The following is a 24,100-nucleotide window of genomic DNA, read 5'->3' as shown; positions in this document are numbered from 1 at the left end:
ACTCTTGTGGGATGGGCCGAAGAGCCCGTCCTAATTATTTTTGCAAGAAGTCTAATAGTGATTAGTAATTAAAAATCTTCTCTTCAAGTCCGCGAAGGCGGACTTTGTTTGTTTAGTAGCGATTTCTATCGCCGAATTGTCTGATCAACGTAACTTCTCCGGTACTCTCGCCGCAGGTTGGTCTAAATAATTGTAAACAATCCGCGAAATTCGACGGACAAAATCTCTCACAATCGGGTCATTGTAAGGACGTTTGACAAAGATTGCGGCTAAATAACGCTTACCGTTGGGCATATCAATAATTCCCGCATCGCCAACCACAAAGCCGATATCTCCGGTTTTGTCCGCAATAACTGCACCGGGACCCAAACCTGAAGGCAACAGCGTTCTAGTTGTTGTGTGCCGCAGTAATTCTCAAGCTTGTTCGCGACTGGATTCAGAAACTAATTTATCGCGAGACAGCATTGCCAGCAGCTTTACCATATCCACAGAACTTGTGGTATTTGTTCCTTAAAAATCACCGAGCCAATTGCGAATTATCGTATCAGTTAATCCCAAACTGCGAAAACGTTCGTTGAGTTTAGTAATTCCCCCCAAACGTTCAATAATCATGTTGGTGGCTGTGCAGTTTTAGAGTCATATTTAAAAAGAAAGAGTTTAACGCCTGCAGCGAGAAAGCGGCTGAAAAAACGTTATCAACCGCTTTCGAGAAGAAGCACCTAGCATCATACAGTCAACTCTTGCCCGCAGCCGTATTTTTTTTGTTTTCTTTGAGAGTATTCCGTTTCCGGGACTCCTATCAAATGCGGTTCTATTACCCCTTTTTTTTCGAGTCTGGCGGAGGGAGACGAAAGTTTGTACAGGGGCGAATTCTAGTGGCAGAATTCTTGTTTTGTAGACACAAATTTTATTCACCTGAGATGAATCCAAGTTAGGCGACTTCCCGATTTCTAGCATCTTCGAGCGAGTCGATCGCGGCTTTGAGAAAAACTTTTCCTTTAGCAACAAATCGGCGATCGCTCAAAGGATCGTAAGCTTCCCAATTACCGCTAACTTCGCGATCGCACCACAAAAACCAGCAGCGGTAGATTTCCCCGCTATCTATATCATCGCACAAAGCCAGCCAATCATCCCCCGTCAGAGCGCTGGCATCTAATGCTACCAATTCCACCCACGCAAGTGCAGTGCAGGCATCGATCGCCTCAGCGTCAACGGAATCAGATTTGGTAGCTATAGGTTGTGGTGAACACAGTGTAGACTTCATAATTTCTCCTTAATTCAATTAAATCAATCAATCAATGGATTGCCCTATTTATGGAACTGACCCGGTACGCCAAGTGGAAAAACTGTGTTTTGATAAATTTCTGGTTCGTCAAATTTACCAGCCGCTGATGCTTCTGTTAAATTATTAAGTGTATTAATTGTGAAAATGGCGGCGGTTCCCAAAGCGGCCATTGCCAGTCTGTGTAAGATTTTGCTCATTTGGCTGCTCCTTTTTTGCTTGGTGTATCTACTCTAAAAAGTTAAGTGGTGAGTAGTGGCGGAGATTGGGGAGTTAAGAAAAACTTTTTATCCTCAAATATATTCAACTGTTGAAGCCGTTATCAGGACAGAGTTTGAGGAGTCGATCGCCCCAAAAACCTCTTCAAGTAAAATCCCTTAAATTCCGGCTGGCTGACTATCTTCCTTAAAATCGCCTAAAATAGGGACTTAAGGCGTTAAAATTTCTAGATTCGTTCCCCTTTCAGTGCAAGCGAAGTGCTCAAGTCAAAACGCGATCGTGGTCGCATTCTCACTGCCTCTGGCTTAAAGAAACTTAACGAGGCGCTCCAAGAATGGTCTGACCGATATAACATTAGAGGTACTCTGACTGAAATCGAGGCCGAGTCTGGCGTTGGTGCCGATACAGTCAGCAAAATTAAGCAGGGTAGAGAAGGTGCGGATTTGAGTAAAATTCGACAGTTGTTCGCGGCTTTTGAAATGACTCTGGCTGCTAGCGACCATCGATCGGCTAAACTTGAGGAACCGGAAAATTTAGACGTGCTGGACAATTTGCCGCCAGCGGGAGAAACAGCCACCAGCAGCAGAATTGTTAAAGTATTTGTCAGTTATCGCAGCGCCGAACCCGATCGCGAGTTGGGAAAACAGTTAGAAACGGCCTTAAGCGCGATCGGTCATACAGTTTTCACAGCAGAAAATAATATTAGATTAGGAGATAATTGGTTCGATCGCATTAATTTATTCCTCCAAGAATGCGATTATTTGCTGCTACTGTTACCGCCAACGGGAAACCAAAGCGAACTACTAACATATCAAGTTCAGCAAGCAAAAGAACTCCAAGACTCCCGCCATGACAAAAAACCAATAATTCTCCCCATCCGCGTCGGTTTTCCGCTGAACGCGCCTCTAAATCACGATTTGCGGGGTTATCTGTACCGCATCAAACAGAGGGAATGGAAAACCACCGCCGACACTCCAATTATTATCGAAGAAGTTCTGAACTTGCTAGCAGAAACTCCCGCACCAGTCACAGAAGAAACAGAAGATTTAACACAAAACCAGGTATTAGAAATTAGCAGCGACGAAATACCTCTACCCGCCGCCGAACCAGAATTACCGGGAGGACAAGTCGATGTCGCTTCTCAATTTTATGTAGAACGCCCGCCCATTGAAGAACGCTGCTATCAAACTATTGTGCAACCCAGCGCGTTAATTAGAATTAAAGCACCGAGACAAATGGGCAAAACTTCCTTGATGGCAAGAATTTTGCATCACGGATCCCGTCAAGGCTATTGCACCGTGCCGCTAACTTTTCAGTTAGTAGATAAAGGCGTCTTTGCCAACTTAGATAAATTCTTAAAATGGTTTTGCGCTTACGTCGGCCGCGAGTTGCACTTACCAAATCAATTAGACGATTATTGGGACGAGATTTTTGGCAGCAAAGTTAACTGCAAAGATTACTTTGAAAAATACATTTTGCCGCAAATCGACAGTCCTTTAATTTTAGGATTAGACGAGATCGATCGCGTTTTCCAATATCCCGACATTGCCGAAGACTTTTTAGGACTACTGCGGGCGTGGCACGAAGAATCGAAGCGGCGCGACATCTGGAAAAAACTGCGATTAATTGTAGTTCACTCCACGGAAGTTTACATCCCGATGAACATCAATCAATCGCCTTTCAACGTCGGACTTCCCGTTGATTTGCCGGAATTCAACGCTGGGCAAATCCAAGATTTAGCAGCGCGCCATAATTTGAATTGGTCGGAGGCAGAAGTTGAGGAATTGATGGCAATTGTCGGCGGACATCCGTATTTAGTGCGAGTTGCATTATATCACATTTCGCGATCGGATTTGACACTAGATGAATTAAAAGAAAGTGCGATCGCAGATGCTGGAATTTACAGCGACCATTTGCGCCGCCAATTGTGGAATTTAGAAGAATATCCAGAGTTGGCGCAGGGGATGAGAGAGATTGTAGTGGCGGACTCTCCGGTGCAATTAAAGGCTATGCAGGCTTTTAAATTAGACAGCTTGGGGTTGGTGAAATTGCAGGGGAACGAGTGCGTGCCGAGGTGCGAGTTGTACCGACAATATTTTCGATCGCACTTGAGCGCGATCGGGTAAAATGTAAAGCGGTTTGCGATCGTATAATTCCCGATATTGTAGGGGCGGGTTCACCGATAATAACAGCCTAAAACTGACAATCTCATAAACCCGCCCCCACCAAACGAAAAATCACAATCTACATATTTTTAGATTAAAACATCCCATGAACGATATTTTTTTGATAACATCCGATAATTGGCTAGATTGGATAGCCGTATTTGGTTATCTAGCTTTTACAGCTTTCATTGCATGGCGCGTATTCACCACAAAGTAGATATATTATGAAATTACCTTCCTCTTCTTCTTCTTTCTTACTTCGCGTCCTTCGCGCCTTCGCGGTTCGTTAAATAAACAGTAAAATAAAACAATAATCAACTCGCCCAGACAGTTATGCCGCCCGTCGAAAGTGTTGCAGCAATTCCGAACGATCTGATTTTGCGCTTGAGCATCGAGCAGTATCATGCGATAATTCAAGCTGGCATTCTCACCGATGATGACTCTGTAGAATTGCTGGAAGGTTGGCTGGTTTTCAAAATGCCCAAAAATCCACCGCATCGAGTCACAACTCGTCTTGTCAGAACAGCTTTAGAGAATATTTTACCCCCTGGTTGGTATGTCGATTCTCAAGAACCGATAACGCTATCTAACAGCGAACCAGAACCTGATATAGTGGTTGTTCGAGGGGATACAAGACAGTATCTCGATCGCCATCCGGGTGCTGAAGATATTGCCCTGATTATTGAAGTATCTGATACGACACTTCAGCGCGATCGCACTGTCAAAAAACGGATTTATGCCCGCGCTGGAATTGCGATTTATTGGATTGTGAATCTTGTTGAAGGACTGGTGGATGTGTACTCTCAACCAATTGCTGAAGTTGAGCAGCCAGATTACAGTCAAAGATTAGATTTCGGGCGATCGGCTGTTATACCGATTATTATTGAAGGCAGAGAAATTGGGGCGATCGCTGTGAATTCTCTTTTGCCTTAAGATAAAATGAGTAATATCGTTTACGGTTGTTTTTGAATGATTAAACCGCAGAGGCCGCAGAGGGCGCAGAGGAAGATAAGAGAGAGATGAATAATTCCGATAGCAACGGATTTGAGATAAATCCTCAACTTGTAGGGTGCGTCAGACGAAGTTTTAGGGCGATTATTCAAAGTTTAGGATATGACGCACCTTACTAATTAAACAGTTATACATTTTAAGATAAGTTACAGAGGTAAGCACTATGAGGAAAGTAGCCGAGTCTAGGAAGCATCCAGACATTAAGCAAGTCATTCTTTATAAACCTGAACTTGGGGAAGGTGTATATGCTTTCCCATGCACATCACTCAATGATGGCTTTGGAATTGGTGATATTTTTTACCAAAGTTGGCGGGATGCAGAAGAATTTTGTGAACAAGAATATGGAATTTCCAAGGATGCCTGGAAATTTATTCCAGACCCCCTAGCAAACTGTCAACAAGACTGGATTGCACCAGTTCGAGTAATAGGTCGAAATACAGGAACACCGCAATGGGGAAAATTAGAGAAACTGATTGATGGTAAGTGGGTGGAGATAGAGCTAGTAAATGGAATATGGATGGAGAAATAATAATAATTTTATTGTTAGCTATTGGTCATTTATTTGTCATGGGTAATTGAGCTCTCAACTTTCGCAAAATTGGAATTTGTTCCAACTGTTCCGGCCGTATATGATCCCAGTTTAACCCAATTGGACGCGGATAACTTGTATTAGTATCAATTACCTCCTCAGCATTAACAATCCAATTCAGCGCCCAATCGTGAGCCTGCATTGGTAAACGCAAATCTTCGACTATTTGCAAAGGATGCACTGTTGTGACAATTGGCGTATCGATTTTTACTAACCCGAATTCTTTCAACATAGCCAATTCCAAATCGGCAAAACCTGCACCTTTCCCGGTTCTTCCCCCGTTGCGCGCCACCGCTACACAACCGACTATTACTAAATCAATTGGCTCCATTTCTGCAAAACTTACCAATTTTCCGCAATCGAGAGCTTTGCGGGCGATCCTCTTCGAGGGCTTCGCTAACGCACTTTCGGCAATTGATATATTTTGTCTCTGCAAATCCTCAGCGGTTAACTCAACAAAACAGCGATCTTCTGTCAAGCGCGGTACTGCCATATACAGGCGTTTTCCATCTTGCAAAGCTTGCATCCGCACCGGATTTTGCGCCGCATCTGGATTGCACTTAATCGTTTTTGCTTGTTGCCAAATTGGTAAATTTGCCAATTTTTCCGCCGCCAACTGGGCCCCAACAAAGTTGGGAATATGACCAAACGGATCGCCAATAGATGCGGCTTGCTGCTTGAGCAAAGACCAAATTTCTGTTCTTAACTTGTCTTTGTCGTCGTTATATCCAGTCCAATCAGTTTTCATGTTATTAGGCCTTATTGGTGGCGGTAAACTGCGCTAAAATTGTATGGTGCGTCCGACTTTCGTTATAGGGCAATTATTCAGGATTTCGGATCTGACGCACCTTACTAATTGTGCCCGTTTCGGTAGATGTAAAGAGATATTTTAAATGATGTAGTAGCGGTTGAAACCGCCGAATGACTAAAAGGTGATCTTTTTATTGTACCATTTTATCCTATGGATTATACCACAAAACCCAGTTACTATCAAGTCGGTGGGAGTTTGACAAATAACGCTCCCAATTATGTGAAGCGGCAAGCAGACGACGATTTATATAACGGATTGAAGGCGGGGGAATTTTGCTATGTTTTGAATTCCCGGCAAATGGGCAAATCTAGCTTGCAGGTGCGGACAATTCAGCGGCTGAGAAATGAAGGAATTGCTTGTGCTGCGATCGACATTTCGGAAATTGGCAACCGCGGCGTCACTCCCGAACAGTGGTATGCTGGTTTGCTACGCATCCTCGAAAATAATTTTAACCTGTCGGATATTGTCAACGTGCGGACTTGGTGGCGCGATCGCAATTTTTTAACTCCGGTTCAAAGGTTGAGCGAATTCATCGAAACCGTACTGTTACCGAACATTTCCAGCAATATTGTCATTTTTATTGACGAAATCGACAGCATTCTCGCCCTAGATTTTCCCGCCGACGATTTTTTAGCCTTAATTCGATCGTGCTACAACAAGCGCGCCAACAATTCAGAGTTCGATCGCCTAACTTGGGCCCTCTTAGGCGTCGCATCGCCGACGGATTTGTGCCGCGAGCAAAATGCCAGCAGCAATACCCCTTTTAATATTGGCAAGGCGATCGAATTAACTGGTTTTGACGAAACAGAAGCGCAACCGCTAGCAGCGGGGCTGGCAGAGTTTACAGACAGCCCTAATCAAGTTTTGAGAGAGGTTTTGTATTGGACGGGCGGGCAGCCGTTCCTGACTCAAAAGCTGTGCAAACTATTGTTGGAAAATGCCGAATTAATCCCGAATTTACCCCAGGGCGGGCACGGGGGCACCGCCCCTACATTCGGGGGGAAAGATACCATCCAAAATCCTCAAGAGTGGGTTGAAAAGGTAGTACGCTTGAAAATCGTGGAGAATTGGGAATCTCAGGATGTTCCAGAACATTTGTCCACAATTCGCGATCGGCTTTTCAAAGAAAACCAGCGCATTGTCAGGAGACTAGGATTATATCAGCAAATTTTAGAGCAAACTGAAATTGTCCCCGATGGTAGTGCCGAACAAATGGAGTTGCGATTAAGCGGATTAATCGTTAAGCGCGGGGAAAAATTAACAATTTCTAATCCGATTTATGAAGCTGTATTTAACAAAAAATTAATTGAAGAAAAATTAGAAAAACTCTCGCCTTACTCGGAAGCGATCAAAGTCTGGCTAAATTCTAGCTGTGAAGATGATTCCCAACTGTTGCGAGGAGATGATTTGCAGTCAGCATTAGTTTGGGCGGCAGGAAAAAGTTTAAGAAACGAAGATTTTCAGTTTTTGACTGCCAGCCAGAAAGTGATTTTGAGCGACCAAAATCAACTGCTGCATTTAGCTACACTCGAAACCAAAAAAGCTGTCTGTGATGCCGAAAAAGCTTTGAGTGAAGCTGACTCTGCCAAACAAAAAGCCAAACAGTGGATCGGCATCGGTTCTGCGGTACTGGCAGCATCGTTACTGGCGGCGATCGGCTTTTCAACTCTCGCTTACCAGCGGTTTAAACTAGCACAAGCAAGTATTGAAATCGAACAAAATGGCAGCGATGCTTTACTGTTGGCGGTATCTCAAAAAACCGAAAACACCGAAGCTTTATCAGAAGCTTTACTGAGGGCGATCGCCTCCGGGAAAAAATTAAGAACCTTGGTTCAAAACAAACCTAAGCTAGAACAATACCCGGCAACTAGACCGCTGTTAGCCTTACAAATAATTCTCGATAAAATTAGCGAAACACAGCAAATTAAAGCCTCATTAAGTCCGCCAAGAAAGATAACGTGGCAAGCTCATAAAAATGCCGTTACCAGCGTCAATTTTAGCCCAAATCGGCAGATTTTAGCAACCGCAGGAATAGACGATAGAGTTCGGATATGGAACTTTTCCGGGCAAAAAATTGCTGAATGGAAAGCTTTCCAGCAGTCAGTTAATATGGTAAATTTTAGCCCAAATGGTAAATTTTTAGCGACCGCAGGAAGGGACAGCACAGTTAAAATCTGGAATTTATCAGGTAAAAATATTGCTACTTTGAAAGGAATTAAAGGCTCTGTTACCAGCATCAGTTTCAGCCCGGAAGGAAAGTTATTAGCGGCGGCAGGGATAGACAGCTATGCTGCAATTTGGCAATTGTCAAAACAGCCACAATTAGTATCGCCTAGCCAGAAACTCCCAGGTCACAACGGCTTAGTGAGAAGCGTAAATTTTAGCCCAAATGGTGATTTCATAACGACTTTAGATGGCAAATCTACAGTGCGACTTTGGAATTTATCGGGCAAGCTAAAAAAAACACTGCCTATTCAGGCAATAGGGATTAGTTTCACTCCGGCTCAACACCAGTATCGCTTTGCTACAGTAACATTAAATGGCAAAGTTGGGCTGTGGAATCTGTCAGAAAAAGAATTAGTTAAGGAATTTCAAACCTTGCATTTTGATGCGAAATCAATTAGTTTTAGCCCCGACGGAGAACGGCTGGCTACAGTGGGAATTGACAAGACAGTGCGACTGTGGAATTTAGCGGGGCGGCAGGTTGCTCAATTTGAGTTCGAGGAGAATGTTGTTAGTGTCAGTTGGAGTCGAGACGGAAAACAAATTGCTGTAGCTGGAAGCAACGGCACTGTATGGTTGAGGCAGGTTGAAGGGTTAGAAGAATTGCTGAAGCAAAGCTGCAATTTTTTCGCCACTCAACCGAAGTATTTTACCAGAGTTTCAACTATCTGCAAGTAGGGACACCGCACCGTGCCCTTATTCGTGTCAACTTAAGCTGTCAGCCCGCCAAGTCTGTTAGTCGTCCATCAAGTCCGCCAGGGGTTGAAACCCCTGTCTAATAGCGAAAGTCCTCTCAAAGAGGACTGAAGAGAAGAATCTCCACTCATTAGTCCTCTGAAGCGAGGACTTTAGCTTTGAGGCAGGGGTTTCAACCCCTGCCGGACTATTTGTTGTACCTTAAGTTGACACCTATGGGCACGGTGCGGTGTCCCTACTAATGATTATCAATTTACTTTAACAGGCGAAACACTTACATTAGGATTTGTAACTCTTTTTAAGAGTTCTTGTCGGGCTTGTTCGGGATTTTGACCTTTGGGTACTTGATATAATAATCTACAGGAACCGTCTTGAGGATTAGCTGCACAAATAATTAATTGACCGTTGCTAGATGCACCTGCTGTGACAATATTATCCCAGCTTCCTTGCGGTTGCGAGTTGTTGAGAATTCCTGAGACTCTGGTGCACCGAGTAATCGCATCTTCTCCTGATTCATTGAAATAGTTATCAGCTAGCCACAAAATAACGGGAATATTTTTGCCTTGTTGGACTGCAATTGTAGCGGGGCGGCCACCAGTAGCGCCACAGAAGAATGAAGGCGCTTGGGCGAAGGCTGGACTGTTTGCTAAAATCGGAGCAGCAAGGGCAATAATTGACGCGCTAAAAACTGACTTTAAGAGCCGAAATTTCATGAGCAGTAATAAGCTTTTTCATTTAAGGTTACTAATAGTCTAAAAATTTAAACTGTTTGTTGCCGGGAAGATTAGGCATTTAGAGAAAAAAATAAAATTTATTCGGCAAATTTTTGCGATCGCACACACTGGCCTCATCTGGGCCAAAACTCCGGGAAAAAAGCTCGCTGACAAACACCAAAGGCAGAAAATAGATGCAGCCCTAGGGGGCGCAGGCGCGAAGGTATAGGGTAAAGGATTGGTTTTTCAGCGTTTTTTGCGATCGCCTCGCTCTTCCCGATCCCGCCCCACCTAAAGTGGAACCTGTGTTACCATCGGGAAAAATATTCTCTTTAATAATCAACAATGGGCAATGTTCTGGTGCTGAACGCCTCCTACGAACCCCTTAACATCACCAATTGGCGAAGGGCGGTAGTTTTGTTGCTGAAAGGAAAAGCAGAACAGGTAGAACACAACGGGAAATTTATTGCGCCAAACTTCCCGCTACCAACTGTGATCCGACTGCGGCATTATGTCCGAGTTCCCTATAAGGATATTCCGCTAACCCGCCGGAACATCTTGCACCGGGACGCACACTCTTGTCAATACTGTAGTTATACGGGCGACGATTTAACCCTCGATCATGTAATTCCCCGATCGCGCGGAGGAGGGGACAGTTGGGAAAACCTCGTCACCGCTTGCGTGCGCTGCAATGTCAATAAAGGCAGCCGGACGCCGAAAGAAGCGGGAATGTCGCTGCGCTATCCGCCTAGGAAACCTCACAGCGGTCTTTATTTTGAAGTCACTAAACACGTTAAGAGCGGTATGCACAAAGAATGGCAAAAATATGTAATAGGCCTTTAAAACCCCTGTCAGCGCAAGCGCGGGGGTTTTTTGCGGGAGTTATTAGTTCTGAGATTGCTTCGTTCCTGGCAACACGCACTCTCTCCATGAATTAAAAAAGTAAACAGAGAATTTACCATCTTAAATCAGGTTTCTCGTAAAAAGTATGGGCTTTGACAAACAGGCATCTACAAAGAAACCGGGTTTAAGATCGAATGTCGTGCAAATCTTGAAATAGTTAAATTGTTAATTTTCAACGATGAAAGACCATCCCCCTAACAATTCCGATGAAACATCCGGCAACCGCGAAGGTGAACTTGAGGCCAGCAGCGAGGTTGTACCCGGAGTGAGTGCGCCTGGGAAACGGCGCAGCAAAGCCGAAGTTGCTTCCGAAGAGAATCGCGGCCGTCTCCGCGAGGAATTGCACGATCGCAAAGTCGAGCAATTGCGCCAAATGTTCGATCGGCACAAAGGCACTCGCCAGTTAATCTTACTGCAAGATTTTCCAGATCCCGACGCACTTTCGAGCGCTTGGACTTACAAATTAATCGCCGAACAATACGATATCCAATGCGAGATTATCTACGCCGGCGCCCTCAGCCACCAAGAAAATATTGCCTTAGTTAAATTGACAGGGTTGCCGTTGCAGCGGTGGACGGTGGAAACAGTAAAGACTAAGGATTTGTCGGTGTTTCAGGGCTGCGCTTTCATTGACAATCAAGGGACGACTTGTAACTTAACCCAGTATATTTTAGCGGCTGGAGTTCCGATCGCTGCCGTCATCGATCATCATAATTTGCAGGGGGAAATGAACGCAGAATTTACCGATTTGCGCCCTCAAATCCGCGCTACAGCCACGATTTTTGCCGAGTATTTACAGTCTGGACTGTTAACTCTCGACGCCAGCGTCAGTCTGCACATCAAGTGCGCTACAGCTTTGATGCACGGTTTGCGATCGGATACGATCGCCCTCAGACAAGCTCAGGAAGAGGACTTTTTAGCTGCGGCTTATTTGAGCCGGTTTTACGACCCGCAGTTGCTGAATGCCGTGTTACAGTCATCTCGTTCCAAGTGGGTGATGGACGCGATCGAGCGATCGCTCAAACACCGCACCGTCCAGAACAATTTTTCGATCGCCGGCATCGGCTATCTCCGCTATGACGATCGGGATTCTATTCCCCAAGCTGCGGACTTTTTAGTAACAGAGGAGAACGTACACACAGCCGTTGTTTACGCAATTGTTCACGACAAAGACGAAGAAATTGAAGTAGTAATTGGCTCGCTGCGAACTAATAAACTTACTCTCGACCCCGACGAATTCATTAAAGAAGCCTTCGGTCAAGATGCTCAAGGACGCTTTTTTGGTGGTGGCAGAAGTCAAGCTGGAGGTTTTGAAATTCCCGTGGGATTTCTTTCTGGCGGGAATGAGAAGAGCGATTATGCAAGGCTAAAATGGGAAGTATTCGACGATCAGATTAAGCAAAAGTTGCTGCATTTAATTAGTCCTAAAGACAATCCTGTTTACGATCATTAATATCATGTCCGATCGATTAATCATACAGCATATTCGGTGGTTCATGAAGTACAGGAGCAGCTATATTATGTGGTGTTAGTCCGTAGTCCGTAGGGTTCGTCGCTCCTTCATATTTGATAAAGATTGCAGATTGACGGGTGTATCCGCACCTTACTCGCGTCTCTCTTCTTGTGTGTACCACATATACATGGAATATGCTGTAATATCCCGGTCGGGGCGAGTTTTTGAGATTGTCAATTATTGGCAGGTATTCTTGGTGAACTCGCCCCTACAAAAATCGCGGTTCCTCGACCGGACACGATATCAATCGGGAGTTTCTAGCTGCAGTATTGATTCCAGCAACAGCCTGGGAATGCGAGCTTTTCGACCTCCGGTTGCTACCAGGTTTGGCCGTGTTTTTTTCTCATTCCGGGCACAATCTCAACTTGACAATCAGTCATGCCCGCACTCCAACTCTCATCAACCAGGTTTTTTAACTCTTATTCAGGGTGGGAACTCCTGCCCAGTCTACCTCTGCCAGGAACAGGCTTTCCGGCCTGTCCCATAAAAATTAAATTTTATTGTGGGTAGTACGGGTAGGACAGGAGAATCCGCCCATAGAAAATTTATTTAAAATCGTGCAATATGTTCAGTTTTAAGGAAGTAAGGAGGTTGAAAAACCCGGTTGAGTTCTCCAGGACTAACAGTAATAAATTTTCTACCAATTTTCCCAAATCATACACTAAAGAAACCGGGTTTTTTAACAATTGTCAAGGGATATCACGAAGTATTTTGATAAAAAAACCAGGTTGAGGGGCAAATTTAGTGTGTTCTATTTTACTAAACTCCACAAGAATTATGAGGTTTTAACAATTATACAGGGTTAATTTTGGGGAGTTTTATTATTTATTCGCTAAATCAATCACAATTTGTTATAGTTGGTGCAGTAGCTTTGCGATAATAATTAGCCAAAAAACGATTGAGAAGAAGCAAAATAGATACCAAATAACCTAAAACTTTGGCGAAATGACATCAAAAAAGCAATTGTAGCAGTCAGCATAAAATTGGCTAGCCACATAAATATTGATTTTTTCCTAAGCCCAGCCAGCGATTCCTACGAGTTAAAAGAAATTATTATATTTATTTGTGGCGGGTTAGAATAGTAGAAAATAGCTTAAACAAACAAGGAACACGGAGATGTCTACAAAAAAGACTTTCTCTTGGTCGTTAGAGAAAAGCATAGAAAAAGTTTCAGAAATTGCACTTAAAATCAACGAGTTCGTGGATCTGGAGACAATTTTGCAATGTGCGCTACACGAAACCAGGGTGCTGCTGCAAACAGATCGCGTGATTATTTATCGATTCCTACCGCATAGAGAGAGGGTAGTATTTGCTGAATCTGTTGGCGATCGGTGGCGGCCAATCCAGGGACAACTGATTCATGACCCTTGCCTTGAAGCTACCTGGGTAGATCGCTACAGCCAGGGGGAAACGAGTGCCATTTCTGATATTCACGCTGGTGATATTCAAGCTTGTGATGTCGAATTGCTCGATCGCATCCAAGTTCAGGCAAATTTAGTTGCGCCAATCTTGCTAGATGGCCAACAGCAGCAATCTCCGAAGCTTTGGGGACTGTTGATTGCTCATCAATGCCGAAGTCCGCGTCAGTGGGAACCTCTCGACATTGAGATCCTGCAACAGGTTGCAATGCACATCGGGTTGAGGATGCGGCACTTGGAATCTCACGGCCCGGCGATCGGGCCAAATCAACCGCCGGAACTCGAAACAGAACCGAATCAAACTGATCCCAATACAGAAAGCGCGCCCAGAGTCAATCATCAAAATTGTCTACAACCAGAGTTTGCCTGTTCCCTGAGCGGCGATATTGTCCACCTCAAAGCCTTTGACTTGTTGCAAAACCCGATCTGGATATTTGATATTGAGGATTGGCAAATGCGGTGGGCAAACCAAGCTTCCTTGTACCTGTGGAATGCTTCGACGCGCCAGCAACTGGCGAGCCACAACTTTAGGGATATGTTGTCAGAGTCTACTCGGATTCGCTTGCAGAGCTATCTGGAGCAGTTTGAGCAAGGCCAAACCTTGTCTGAGCAGTGGACGTTTTACCCGGCCGGTGAGCCTGTTTGTGTCGGCTGTCGGTGCTCTGGCATCAGGATTGATGGCGGGCGTTTGGCAATCCTGGTGGAGGGTACGGTCGAAACCGCTCCTCAAATCGAGCCGGAAACCCTGCGATCGATCGAGGCAATCCGACACACCACGCTGATGGTTTCGCTGTACACCCTCGAAGGTGTGCCGCTGCTGCAAAACCCGGCGGCCTTGCGCTGTTACGGAGATATGCAGCCACCTCACTCTGCGACAGATAATGCTTTTGTGAGTCGCTTTGTTGACTCTCAGGTAGCAGAGCGAGCAATGGCAGTTCTTAAGTCCGGTGAGGTATTTAGCACGGAGGCTCAAGTGATTACTCTGGCGGGAATTCGCTGGCATGGGATGGACGTGCGGTGTACCAACGACCCGGTAACGGGCAACCCGATGTTGCTGGTGAACGAAAAGGACATTACCGACCGCCAGCAGACAGAAACAGACCTGCAAAAGAGTGAAACCCGGTTGTCAGAAGCCCAGCGGGTTGCCCACATCGGTAACTGGGAGTGGGACGTGAGTACGGGTAAAATTACCTGGTCTCCCGAACTATTCGAGATTTTGGGACGATCCAGGGCCCTAGGCGAACCTACTTATGAAGAAAACCTGCGGCTTTACCATCCCGAAAGTGCCAAACAGCTACACCTGGTAGTTCAACGAGCGCTCAGTCACGGAGAGCCTTATCTATTGCGCCTCAGAGTCGTGGGCCCGAATGGCTCTATCCGCCATACCGAAGCCAGAGGACAGGTTCAACTCAATGCAGAGGGAAAAGTCATTCGGTTGTTTGGTACATCCCAAGACATTACGGATCTTGTCCAGGCAGAAACAGAACTCAGAGAATTGAGTACAGCTCTTGCTAATGCCGTTGAGGGCATCTCGCGGCTGGATATTTTCGGACGGTACATCACCGTTAATCAAGCCTACGCGAATATAGCAGGTTATCAGCCTGAAGAAATGGTTGGTATGAGTTGGCAGAAAACAGTTCATCCCGAAGACTGCGACAGGATGATGGCCGCTTATCAAAAAATGCTAGCCGAGGGCCGAGTGGAGGTTGAGGCCCGGGGTATCCGGAAAGATGGCTCGATCTTTTACAAGCACGTGGTGATGTTGGCGGCCTACGACTCGCAGGAGCGATCGATCGGGCATCACTGCTTTATGAAAAATATCACCGATCGCAAGCAAGCAGAAGCAGCATTGCAACAAGAGTTCGAGCGTCTGGCGGTGGTGATTGCCACCCAACAGGAAATCGCCACCCCCAATCCTAACCTGGATGCAGTGATGGCGGTGATTACCGATCGAACTCAAAAATCGCTCGGTGCCGATGGGGCCGTGATTGAAATGCTGGAAGGGGATGAGTTGGTGTATCGGGCAGCCAGCGGTATCGCCAGCGCCTATGTGGGATTACGGATCAAAGTAGGGACAAGTTTATCGGGAAAATGTATTGCGACCGGCCAAATCATGCTTTGCGATGATTCACAAGCCGATGCACGGGTGGATCAGGCTGTCTGTCAGCGCATTGGTATCCGGTCATTGGTGGTTGTTCCCTTGTTCTATCAGGACGATCGGGTTGGCGTCTTAAAAGTTGTTTCCGCTAAACCCTGTGCCTTTACAGAGTCAGATATTCATACCTTACAACTGATGGCGGGGTTTTTGGCGGGTAGCCTGCATCTGGCTTCAGAGTTTGATGCTAAAAACATTCTCCTGAGTCAATTGCAGGAGAGCGAGGAACGGTATCGTTCTGTGATTACAAGCATGACTGAAGGCGTCGTACTTCAGCTAGCAGACGGACAAATTACTACCTGTAATGCTAGTGCCGGAAGGATTCTCGGACTGACCCCCGAACAACTGATGGGGCGTACATCCATAGATTTAGACTGGCGAACCGTTCACGAAGATGGCTCTCCTTTCCCCTGCCAACAGCATCCGGCAATGATTACCCTACGGACGGGAAAACCCCTATCAAATGTGGTGATGGGCATTCACAAATCGGATAAAACGCTGACTTGGATTTCGATTAATTCGCAACCGCTGTTCCAGATGAATCAGTCTCAACCCTATGCAGTAGTAACGACTTTTGCTGATATTACAGAACGCAAGCGGGCCGAGGAGATGCTCAGACACCGGGCAGAACAAGAAAGATTAATTGCTACGACAGATGGGTTAACACAAGTAGCAAACCGCCGCTGTTTTGATGAGCGATTGCCGTCGGAATGGCACCGACTGATGCAGGGGAAACAACAGCTTTCGTTGATTATGTTGGATGTAGATTATTTCAAGCGATATAACGATTGCTACGGACATCAAGCGGGGGATATTTGTTTAGTAAAAGTGGCTTCATCGGCGGCACAAGCGGTTAAACGCTCATCGGATCTGTTTGCACGTTACGGGGGGGAAGAATTCGCTGCTATCCTACCGAATACGGATGCGGATGGCGCGATCGCGGTTGCTGAGTCGATCCGAGAGGCAATCCGAGATTTGGGAATCCCTCACGAGCAATCTAATGTGAGCACGATCGTGACTGTTAGCATGGGAATTGCCACTGTGATTCCCACTGCGGAAACATCACCGGATGAACTCGTTGCCCTCGCCGATCGAGCATTATATGATGCGAAACGACAAGGGCGCGATCGCTACACAAGCGCCAACCAGATGACAGCGCCAGAGGTCAATCCAGTTGTAGAATAGGCAAAAGGTAGGTATATCCTAGATTGCTCCTATAAAAACGGGATAAAATGCCTGGAAGTATTGATATATGGTTATTTATTTGATCCGGCACGGTATCGCCGCGGCACCCGAAGAATATGATACAGACTCAGAACGCCCGCTGACTAAAGAGGGCGATCGTAAAACCAGGAAAATTGCTCAACGGCTCTACGAGCTCGAAATTCAGTTTGACTTGATTCTCACCAGTCCCCTACTGCGCGCCCAGCAAACCGCCCAAATCCTGCAAACAGTCGGTTTGAGTTCCCAAATAGAAGAATCCGCCGCCCTCGCACCTTCAGGAGACATCGGGAACTGGCTGGAGTGGTACAAACAATGGCAGGACATCGGTAGTGGCAGCTTGGCCCTAGTGGGCCACCAACCAGACTTAGGCCACTGGGCAGAAACTTTGCTTTGGGCTCGATCGCAAGATGCCCTGATTCTCAAAAAAGCCGGTATCATCGGCTTAATCCTCCCGGAGACAGGCTCCCCTGTGGGCCGCAGCCAAATGTTTTGGCTAACTGCGCCCAAGTTTTTGCTGCGCTAGAAACAGCGAACCGCCCCGACATTAACAGGAGACGCCAGCCCTCTTAAAACCGCATTCTGGGACGGCGAAACCGGGAAAAAGGGGCGACAATACGCAGCGGTGCGATCGGGCTGTGTGTTGAAAAACCCGGTTTCTGAACCCGAATTAAATGATTATTTGTCAAGACTGCGACACTATCTTGCTTTCTGGTAATGTACTTTTAGTAGATTGAACTCACACAAAACGGTATCGCAATGGTCGTCGGCGAATTCAAACCAGGTTTAGAAGGTGTTCCCGCCACCTTGTCCAGCATTAGCTACGTCGATGGACAAAAAGGGTTGCTGGAATATCGCGGGATTAGCATCGAGGAACTGGCACTCAAAAGTTCCTTTCTCGAAACTTCATATTTATTAATCTGGGGGGTACTTCCGACAAAGGAAGAACTAGAAGCTTTCGAGCATGAAATTCGCTATCACCGCCGGATCAAATATCGCATCCGGGACATGATGAAATGCTTTCCAGAAAGAGGACATCCAATGGACGCCCTGCAAGCTTCAGCGGCCGCCCTGGGCTTGTTCTACTCCCGCCGAGCTCTGGCTAACCCAGCATACATTCGAGAAGCTGTAGTGCGGCTGCTAGCTAAGATTCCCACAATGGTAGCAGCGTTCCAGCAAATGCGACGGGGAAACGATCCGGTGCGGCCGAGGGATGACTTGAACTACTCGGCTAACTTTCTTTATATGCTCAACGAGCAAGAACCCGATCCCCTGTTAGCTAGCATTTTTGACACTTGTCTGACTCTCCACGCTGAACATACAATTAATGCCTCTACATTTTCGGCAATGGTAACAGCTTCGACGCTGACAGACCCTTACGGAGTGATTGCTTCAGCAGTTGGCACTTTGGCGGGGCCGCTGCACGGGGGAGCTAATGAAGAAGTGATTGATATGTTGCAGCAAATTGGTTCGGTAGAAAATGTGCGGCCTTTTGTCGAGAAGTGTGTTGCAAATAAGGACAAAATCATGGGTTTCGGTCACCGAGTTTACAAGGTGAAAGATCCGAGAGCAACTATTCTTCAGAGGTTAGCGGAACAGTTGTTTGAGAACTTCGGCCGCGATGATTATTACGACATTGCTGTCAAGTTGGAAGAAGTGGTTGAAGAGAAATTGGGCCAGAAAGGAATTTATGCAAATGTAGATTTCTATTCTGGTTTGGTTTACCGAAAAATGGGAATTCCGCTGGACTTATTTACACCAGTTTTTGCGATCGCCCGCGTTGCCGGCTGGTTGGCCCACTGGAAGGAACAGCTAGAAGCAAACCGCATTTACCGCCCTACTCAAATATATACGGGGACTCACGGTGCTCCTTATATTGCGATCGAGGACAGACTCCCATCCTAAAGCAAAATTATTAACCCGATCTGAAAATGGCGAGAAGAATTGTTTTGCTTTCGTGAAGTGTTGAATTAAAAATTGCTTTCGCCTTCCGAGTCACGAAGCAATTTCTGTCTGCCACAAGCTGCCGTGCTGGGTTGCACCCCTCTTGTATGTTGTGGTGTTGGTTGGCGACAATAGTAAGAAGTGACGATTTTCAGGAACTCCGGTCCTCAGACTTGCTGGTCTGAGGCTTTTTATTGCAATATTAATATAAACCACGCCAGTAACGTGCTACATTACTGGGCCTGTAATATCATGTCCGATCGATTGACCATAATATCCCGGTCGGGCGGGTTTTTGAGATTGTCAATTATTGGCCGATATTGGCAGGTTTACCCGCCCCTACCTGATTTCGGGCGAAGCGAAGCGGAGGGAATCGACCGGACATGATATAAGGGGGGCGAGGCGCACCGTACTTTTATTCCTCCGAATCTACCTGCTTAACTTCCTCCAAAGTTAGCCCCAGCAACTCTGCTATTTGCTCGTCTTTCAAGCCGAATTGGCGTAACTTACCAACCATTTCAATCTTGGCTTGATACTGGTCTCGCTGAAAGTCAGGAGTCGCAGGCCGGCTTTTATTAGGGGTAGGAGTGGGGCGATCGGAGCAAATATTGATGTAACCCATAATGTTGCTAATATTGTTATCGCCAAAACTAATATTGAGATTTCCTTTCCGTTCTAAAACCGATTTAAGATTGTGTTTATCAACGGGTTCATCAAACACATCTGATAACATTTGCAAAAGTTCGTAACCTCTATCCTTAACGTGACCTTCCGAAAGACGATAACTATCGGCAATCTCAGCATACTTTTGTCGATTCAGAGTTCCCTCGATAATTCCACGCTGTAAATCATTGAGGCGTTTACCTGTCTTATCGTAGACAACTTGATCTACAAATTCGAGTACCTCGCGAATATCCATTATCAAGGCTGTGAGAAACTTCGATTATTATATCCGACTTTAACCGCCTCGATCCGTCTTTTTCCGACTTATAACTCAAAGGTTAGAAAGATCCGTCTTTTCCCGCTTTTCAGCTTAGGGGCGATCGCTATAGTATGTGGAGGAGTGATAAAGATGAGCTTGACATAAAGCGGTAGCTGTAAGCAAAAGGCTATTCGAGAGAATTCTCAAAGCGCTGACGCTGATCGGTTCTAAGAAAAAAGCTGTAGGCTGAGCACTCAATACACTAGAAAAGCTCAAGGAACCAAGTGTTATGGCCAGACTTAAACTTCTGCGTGTGGCGACTTCCCTTTCTGCTGTCGTAATTCCGTTTTTGCCTTTGGGTTACAGCGGTGCGATCGCTCAAGAGTATCCGGGCTGTTTCTGGACAGATCCCAAAACGGGCAACCACATATCCCTTGAGCCACTATGTGAGAGAGGACGGATAGACGATGCTATAAAGGCAATAGAACGAAATCAGAACCCCTTAATTGCTAACTTAAGAGTATCCTCAGACTTAAAAAAAGGAATAGAAAATTGGGCTCTCATTGAAGGTAAAATCACGAACCGCAGCAGTAGACCCATTAAGATTGGTACCCCAAATATTCAGATCGGTAAAGGCAATACAATTCTCTACACGCATCTGGTGAGAATTAATCAAACGTTACAGCCGGGTCAATCAGTTGCTATCAACGAATCCATTGTTAAAAGTTCGTTAGGAGTAAGTTTTATGGGTGGACTGGAAGTTAAAATTGAGGATTGGGACTCTAGCGACTAAGGGGAATTAAAATCTATCCTCTTTATTTCATAAATCGCCCGAACCGAAAGGATAAAAAGCTTAAAAATGCGATCAATATACTTACATACACCCATCAATTTAATCATGAATTTTCTATACCAAGCTATCACCATCGTGGCAATTCCACTGACAATAGGTATAACCCCTAATGCTGCGTCTAGCCATGCTCCCATAGTTATTATATCTCAAGCGAGTTCCACAGACTTCTATACAAGGGGTGACGACTTTTTTAATAACAAAGACTATAAAGGAGCAATTGAAGCCTACACCCAAGCTATCAAAATCAATCCTAATTTTGCTGAAGCACACCAAAGCCGATGTTTGTCACGACTTCTGATCGGGGACTATCCTGCTGCACTTGGAGACTGCAATAATGCCATCCGCATTCGACCTAATTATGCTGATGCTTACCGCATTCGGGGTACTGTTCGTCTTAACTTAAAAGATATTAGAGCAACAGTTGCCGACTGGCAAACAGCAGCCAACCTTTATAATGCTCAAGGAGATAGAGAAAGCTTTGAGTACATGATGTCTCGCCTCAAAAATGTTCAGCAAGAACTTCAGCGGATACAGCAGCGATGACTGGGAATTTTAACCTTTGAAAAAAATATAACGAGCAACGTTACCTGTGGCCGCTAGCCAGTATTATTGATGCCCCACGCACAAAATTAGCGGGCGATCGTACTCAAGCGTTTTTTTGGGTATTGTGGGTGAGAGGCAATATTTATCATGGCAAAAACCCGGTTTCTACCTTGATTTGAGAGGACGGGCGATCGCACTCAAGAAACCGGGTTTTCGATCGCGATATAAAGGTGAGATAGTTTGTGGCAAATTTGGCAAGGAGCGATCTGTTTTTATGCCTTTACGCCACGGTGAGCGATCGGTTTTGTCCCCTGGTACGCCAGGGGTTGAAAACCCCTGTCTCATAGCGAAAGTCGGTTGAAACCGACTGGAAAAAAACATTAAAATGCTTGTAAAAAATGTATTTTTCAGTCCTCTTTTAGAGGACTTTCGCTATGAGACGGGGGTTTTTAACCCCCGGCGGGCTTGTGGGTTGGCGTACAGATTTTGACTTGTTTTGACAAGAAGCGGTTTCAACCGCCGAATCTACACAGATTGAGCTACATGATGGCGGCTGGTCAATTTATCCAATTGATTCACCAACAAACTTAGGAACAATCCCACATCGGTAACAACTCCAATAGACTCGATCGAACCCCGATCGCTCAATTTCGTCACCACCGCCGGATTAATGTCCACACACACCATCTTCACACCAGCCGGCGTCATATTTCCCACACCAATTGAGTGCAGCATAGACGACAGCATTAACACCATATCCGCACCGCGTAACAGCTCAGTATATTCTTCTTGAGCCTTAACTAAATCCATTTGCGTGTCGGGAAGTGGGCCGTCATCGCGGATCGAACCGGCAAGAGAAAAGGGTATATTGTTCTTGACGCACTCATACATCACACCGTTAGTAACCAAGCCTGCTTCAACAGCTTTTGCAATACTCCCGTAACGCCGCACACTGTTAATTATTTTCAAGTGGTGCCGATGTCCGCCGCGCACAGCAATACCGCGTTTCATGTCAACCCCTAAAGAGGTTCCCATATTCGATTGTTCCATGTCGTGAACTGCGATCGCATTTCCGCCCAACAACGCTTGTACGTAACCTTCGCGAATCAAATGTGCTAAATGTTCGCCACCGCCGGTGTGGATAACAACAGGCCCCGCCGTAACTACAACTTTGCCACCGCGATCGCGAATTTGGCGCAATTCCCAGGCTACTTGTTCCACCACCAATTCTACGCGGCGCTCGCTAGAAACGCTGCCCGACATAAAGCTGAATTCTTGAGAATTGCGCTGTTCCCGCGATTCTGTTTTGCGGATGGTGCGGATGCCCACTACATCTACAACGACTTTTTCTCCTACTTTTAAGTCGCGCAATAATTTGCATTTAGCCACTGGGCCATCAGCGGTTTCAGTAATAGCAACAGCACCATCCATCCGCTGATTTTGCGCTTTCACCCACTGACCATTTACCCGCACTTCCGTGGGATAAATCGTACTAACATAAAAGTCGTCCGGGCCAACGCCATCTTGCACTACCGGTTCTAAAATAGCGTCGCAAATCTCTTGTGGTGGCGGTACTGCACCCAAGTCAATCAGCATTCCCATCATTTCTTCCATCACATCGTGGGAAGGAGCCGAAACTTTAACGTCGGCAGATGATGTACTTTGCCGCTGCTCTCCTAGATTGAAATTGAGCACTTGGAAACTGCCACCGAGATCGACAATTAAGTCTAAAGCGCGGCTGATTAAACCTGCATCGAGCAAGTGACCTTCCATGCGAATTGTGCGGCTTTCTACCATCACGTTTGCCGATCGATCTTCTTGCAACGGTTCCGTTACCCGTAGCGTCAAACACTTACAGGCGCCGCCAGCTTTCAGGAATTCGCTCATCGGCGTTTCAATTACTTGAAAACCGGCCTGAGTAATGCGCGTTTTCAAGGCTTCGCTAACCTTGTTCATTACCACAACTTTGTCAATATTGACGGCATTGCAGGCAAAATTTGCGGCATCGGCTTCTTCAATAGCAATGCGTTTTTCCGGCGCAACTCGCATTTCAATTAAGCGGTTGGAGTACGAGTCAAATGCTGCTGGATAGTAGAGCAAATAGCCGCCTGTCAGAGGACAAAAACAGGTGTCTAGGTGATAGAAACGTTCGTCAACTAAACGCAGCGAAAGCACTTCTATGTTGAGCCATTTTGCTAGTAACGGGTGCGAGTCGAGTTCGGAACGGAAGCCGTAGCCGGCCCACAACCAGCGTCCTTCGCGATCGAGTAAAGCATCGCCAGCGCCCTCAAACGGCAAGTCTTTCGGGAGTTCGTGCACGGTGAAACCTTTGCTTTCAAACCATGCTTTGAAATAGGGTTCTTCGCCTTGGCGTTCTTTGTGATAGAAACGGCTGAGGACGAAGGTATTGCCTAAAAGTAAGCCTGCGTTGGCGGTGAACACCATATCCGGCCAGCCTTTTTCGGGCGGTACGAGGTCTACCACGGCGTTGTCTTTGAGGACGTGGTAAAGTTTTTCCCACTGTTCGACGGCGCGATCGCGCGATGATTTGTGGACATTTCCCTCCATCCACGGATTAATCACGTAATCCACATCGTAGTGGTCGGGAGCACACATGAGGAAGCGAATTGAGTCAGTCATAATTCAGTTAAAATGTGGTAGACGCTACAGCAGACGTATGTTGACAGAGTTTGTATAATAGCAACTGTAATATTGACTACTAATTTTAGCAGCGCAACGTCTGGAGCCTCAAAAGGCTAACTCTTTATTATATCATGTTTAATATGAGATTACACTAAGGAATGAGAATTAAATAACTTCCACTCTTGAAAGTGGGATGGGCGTCCCGCCCGGCCGTTTTTGACGGGCGGGGCGCCCATCCCACAATAACAAATAAAATTGTAAGTTATTTAATTAGCG

The 24,100-nt window shown here is 45.9% G+C and carries 18 protein-coding genes and 1 pseudogene; 11 read left to right on the top strand and 8 right to left on the bottom strand.

Annotation, left to right across the window (positions count from 1 at the left end):
- Nucleotides 1-144: 144 nt before the first annotated feature.
- The 3 genes and pseudogenes from QT973_RS08015 to QT973_RS08005 all read right to left on the bottom strand — a co-directional run bounded on the left by QT973_RS08015 (nucleotide 145) and on the right by QT973_RS08005 (nucleotide 1,482).
- Nucleotides 145-612 (bottom strand): annotated as a pseudogene (locus tag QT973_RS08015) (serine hydrolase).
- Between the two features lie 319 nt (nucleotides 613-931).
- Entirely contained in the window at nucleotides 932-1,264 is a 333-nt protein-coding gene (locus QT973_RS08010; RefSeq protein WP_333054618.1) for a hypothetical protein, read from the bottom strand.
- Nucleotides 1,265-1,308: 44 nt separating this feature from the next.
- Entirely contained in the window at nucleotides 1,309-1,482 is a 174-nt protein-coding gene (locus QT973_RS08005) for a hypothetical protein (RefSeq protein ID WP_333040368.1), read from the bottom strand.
- Between the two features lie 276 nt (nucleotides 1,483-1,758).
- Here QT973_RS08005 and QT973_RS08000 point away from each other — a divergent pair, with 276 nt between their 5' ends.
- From QT973_RS08000 to QT973_RS07990, 3 genes are all read left to right on the top strand, one after another.
- Nucleotides 1,759-3,627 carry an AAA-like domain-containing protein gene (locus tag QT973_RS08000; protein ID WP_333391109.1) on the top strand — a complete coding sequence of 623 codons (1,869 nt, stop codon included), beginning with the start codon at nucleotides 1,759-1,761 and terminating at the stop codon, nucleotides 3,625-3,627.
- A 372-nt stretch (nucleotides 3,628-3,999) separates the two neighbouring features.
- Nucleotides 4,000-4,599, top strand: a complete 600-nt coding sequence (locus QT973_RS07995; protein ID WP_333391106.1) for a Uma2 family endonuclease — start codon at nucleotides 4,000-4,002, stop codon at nucleotides 4,597-4,599.
- A gap of 241 nt (nucleotides 4,600-4,840) precedes the next feature.
- Complete coding sequence (locus QT973_RS07990; RefSeq protein ID WP_333054615.1) at nucleotides 4,841-5,206, top strand: hypothetical protein; 366 nt, start codon at nucleotides 4,841-4,843, stop codon at nucleotides 5,204-5,206.
- Nucleotides 5,207-5,231: 25 nt separating this feature from the next.
- Here the strand turns inward: QT973_RS07990 and QT973_RS07985 are convergent, their stop codons facing one another.
- Nucleotides 5,232-6,014 carry a 5-formyltetrahydrofolate cyclo-ligase gene (locus QT973_RS07985; protein WP_333391103.1) on the bottom strand — a complete coding sequence of 261 codons (783 nt, stop codon included), beginning with the start codon at nucleotides 6,012-6,014 and terminating at the stop codon, nucleotides 5,232-5,234.
- A 213-nt stretch (nucleotides 6,015-6,227) separates the two neighbouring features.
- On the opposite strand from QT973_RS07985, the gene QT973_RS07980 reads away from it, so the two are divergent.
- A complete protein-coding gene (locus tag QT973_RS07980) occupies nucleotides 6,228-8,978 on the top strand; it encodes an AAA-like domain-containing protein (RefSeq protein ID WP_333391100.1) in 2,751 nt (916 codons plus the stop codon).
- Between the two features lie 266 nt (nucleotides 8,979-9,244).
- Here QT973_RS07980 and QT973_RS07975 read toward each other — a convergent pair whose 3' ends face one another.
- Entirely contained in the window at nucleotides 9,245-9,709 is a 465-nt protein-coding gene (locus QT973_RS07975) for a COP23 domain-containing protein (RefSeq protein WP_333054612.1), read from the bottom strand.
- 345 nt (nucleotides 9,710-10,054) lie between these two features.
- Between QT973_RS07975 and QT973_RS07970 the strand changes: the two genes are divergently transcribed.
- The 5 genes from QT973_RS07970 to QT973_RS07950 all read left to right on the top strand — a co-directional run bounded on the left by QT973_RS07970 (nucleotide 10,055) and on the right by QT973_RS07950 (nucleotide 18,824).
- Nucleotides 10,055-10,552, top strand: coding sequence for an HNH endonuclease (locus QT973_RS07970; RefSeq protein ID WP_006633674.1), 498 nt, complete (start codon nucleotides 10,055-10,057; stop codon nucleotides 10,550-10,552).
- Between the two features lie 238 nt (nucleotides 10,553-10,790).
- Nucleotides 10,791-12,065 carry a bifunctional oligoribonuclease/PAP phosphatase NrnA gene (locus QT973_RS07965; RefSeq protein ID WP_333263725.1) on the top strand — a complete coding sequence of 425 codons (1,275 nt, stop codon included), beginning with the start codon at nucleotides 10,791-10,793 and terminating at the stop codon, nucleotides 12,063-12,065.
- 1,176 nt (nucleotides 12,066-13,241) lie between these two features.
- Complete coding sequence (locus QT973_RS07960; RefSeq protein WP_333391098.1) at nucleotides 13,242-16,883, top strand: diguanylate cyclase domain-containing protein; 3,642 nt, start codon at nucleotides 13,242-13,244, stop codon at nucleotides 16,881-16,883.
- 67 nt (nucleotides 16,884-16,950) lie between these two features.
- Entirely contained in the window at nucleotides 16,951-17,445 is a 495-nt protein-coding gene (sixA, locus tag QT973_RS07955) for a phosphohistidine phosphatase SixA (protein ID WP_333054609.1), read from the top strand.
- A gap of 233 nt (nucleotides 17,446-17,678) precedes the next feature.
- Nucleotides 17,679-18,824 (top strand): citrate synthase, encoded by a 1,146-nt coding sequence (locus QT973_RS07950; protein WP_333212217.1) that lies wholly within the window; start codon nucleotides 17,679-17,681, stop codon nucleotides 18,822-18,824.
- Nucleotides 18,825-19,278: 454 nt separating this feature from the next.
- Here the strand turns inward: QT973_RS07950 and QT973_RS07945 are convergent, their stop codons facing one another.
- The gene (locus QT973_RS07945; protein ID WP_333054607.1) at nucleotides 19,279-19,782 is read right to left on the bottom strand and encodes a hypothetical protein; all 504 of its coding nucleotides are present in this window, start codon (nucleotides 19,780-19,782) and stop codon (nucleotides 19,279-19,281) included.
- A 292-nt stretch (nucleotides 19,783-20,074) separates the two neighbouring features.
- On the opposite strand from QT973_RS07945, the gene QT973_RS07940 reads away from it, so the two are divergent.
- Both QT973_RS07940 and QT973_RS07935 read left to right on the top strand, forming a co-directional pair.
- A complete protein-coding gene (locus QT973_RS07940; protein WP_333391095.1) occupies nucleotides 20,075-20,578 on the top strand; it encodes a hypothetical protein in 504 nt (167 codons plus the stop codon).
- Nucleotides 20,579-20,683: 105 nt separating this feature from the next.
- Nucleotides 20,684-21,181, top strand: a complete 498-nt coding sequence (locus tag QT973_RS07935) for a tetratricopeptide repeat protein (protein WP_333106882.1) — start codon at nucleotides 20,684-20,686, stop codon at nucleotides 21,179-21,181.
- 165 nt (nucleotides 21,182-21,346) lie between these two features.
- On the opposite strand, the gene QT973_RS07930 is transcribed toward QT973_RS07935, so the two are convergent.
- Nucleotides 21,347-21,526 (bottom strand): hypothetical protein, encoded by a 180-nt coding sequence (locus QT973_RS07930; protein WP_333054604.1) that lies wholly within the window; start codon nucleotides 21,524-21,526, stop codon nucleotides 21,347-21,349.
- A 180-nt stretch (nucleotides 21,527-21,706) separates the two neighbouring features.
- Nucleotides 21,707-23,821 carry a bifunctional arginine dihydrolase/ornithine cyclodeaminase gene (argZ, locus tag QT973_RS07925; protein ID WP_333275211.1) on the bottom strand — a complete coding sequence of 705 codons (2,115 nt, stop codon included), beginning with the start codon at nucleotides 23,819-23,821 and terminating at the stop codon, nucleotides 21,707-21,709.
- Nucleotides 23,822-24,100: the final 279 nt, after the last annotated feature.

Source organism: Microcoleus sp. Z1_A1 (assembly GCF_036700305.1).
Classification (GTDB): Bacteria; Cyanobacteriota; Cyanobacteriia; order Cyanobacteriales; family Microcoleaceae; genus Microcoleus.
The sequence above is the reverse complement of the archived record's forward strand: the minus strand, read 5'-3'. Positions and strand labels throughout refer to the sequence as shown.

Bases quoted from the DNA above. Each gene is read 5' to 3' on its own strand.
- QT973_RS08010 (WP_333054618.1), bottom strand. From the start codon at position 1,264: ATGAAGTCTACACTGTGTTCACCACAACCTATAGCTACCAAATCTGAT.
- QT973_RS08005 (WP_333040368.1), bottom strand. From the start codon at position 1,482: ATGAGCAAAATCTTACACAGACTGGCAATGGCCGCTTTGGGAACCGCC.
- QT973_RS07995 (WP_333391106.1), top strand. From the start codon at position 4,000: ATGCCGCCCGTCGAAAGTGTTGCAGCAATTCCGAACGATCTGATTTTG.
- QT973_RS07990 (WP_333054615.1), top strand. From the start codon at position 4,841: ATGAGGAAAGTAGCCGAGTCTAGGAAGCATCCAGACATTAAGCAAGTC.
- QT973_RS07985 (WP_333391103.1), bottom strand. From the start codon at position 6,014: ATGAAAACTGATTGGACTGGATATAACGACGACAAAGACAAGTTAAGA.
- QT973_RS07980 (WP_333391100.1), top strand. From the start codon at position 6,228: ATGGATTATACCACAAAACCCAGTTACTATCAAGTCGGTGGGAGTTTG.
- QT973_RS07975 (WP_333054612.1), bottom strand. From the start codon at position 9,709: ATGAAATTTCGGCTCTTAAAGTCAGTTTTTAGCGCGTCAATTATTGCC.
- QT973_RS07970 (WP_006633674.1), top strand. From the start codon at position 10,055: ATGGGCAATGTTCTGGTGCTGAACGCCTCCTACGAACCCCTTAACATC.
- QT973_RS07965 (WP_333263725.1), top strand. From the start codon at position 10,791: ATGAAAGACCATCCCCCTAACAATTCCGATGAAACATCCGGCAACCGC.
- QT973_RS07960 (WP_333391098.1), top strand. From the start codon at position 13,242: ATGTCTACAAAAAAGACTTTCTCTTGGTCGTTAGAGAAAAGCATAGAA.
- sixA (WP_333054609.1), top strand. From the start codon at position 16,951: ATGGTTATTTATTTGATCCGGCACGGTATCGCCGCGGCACCCGAAGAA.
- QT973_RS07950 (WP_333212217.1), top strand. From the start codon at position 17,679: ATGGTCGTCGGCGAATTCAAACCAGGTTTAGAAGGTGTTCCCGCCACC.
- QT973_RS07945 (WP_333054607.1), bottom strand. From the start codon at position 19,782: ATGGATATTCGCGAGGTACTCGAATTTGTAGATCAAGTTGTCTACGAT.
- QT973_RS07940 (WP_333391095.1), top strand. From the start codon at position 20,075: ATGGCCAGACTTAAACTTCTGCGTGTGGCGACTTCCCTTTCTGCTGTC.
- QT973_RS07935 (WP_333106882.1), top strand. From the start codon at position 20,684: ATGAATTTTCTATACCAAGCTATCACCATCGTGGCAATTCCACTGACA.
- QT973_RS07930 (WP_333054604.1), bottom strand. From the start codon at position 21,526: ATGAGACAGGGGTTTTCAACCCCTGGCGTACCAGGGGACAAAACCGAT.
- argZ (WP_333275211.1), bottom strand. From the start codon at position 23,821: ATGACTGACTCAATTCGCTTCCTCATGTGTGCTCCCGACCACTACGAT.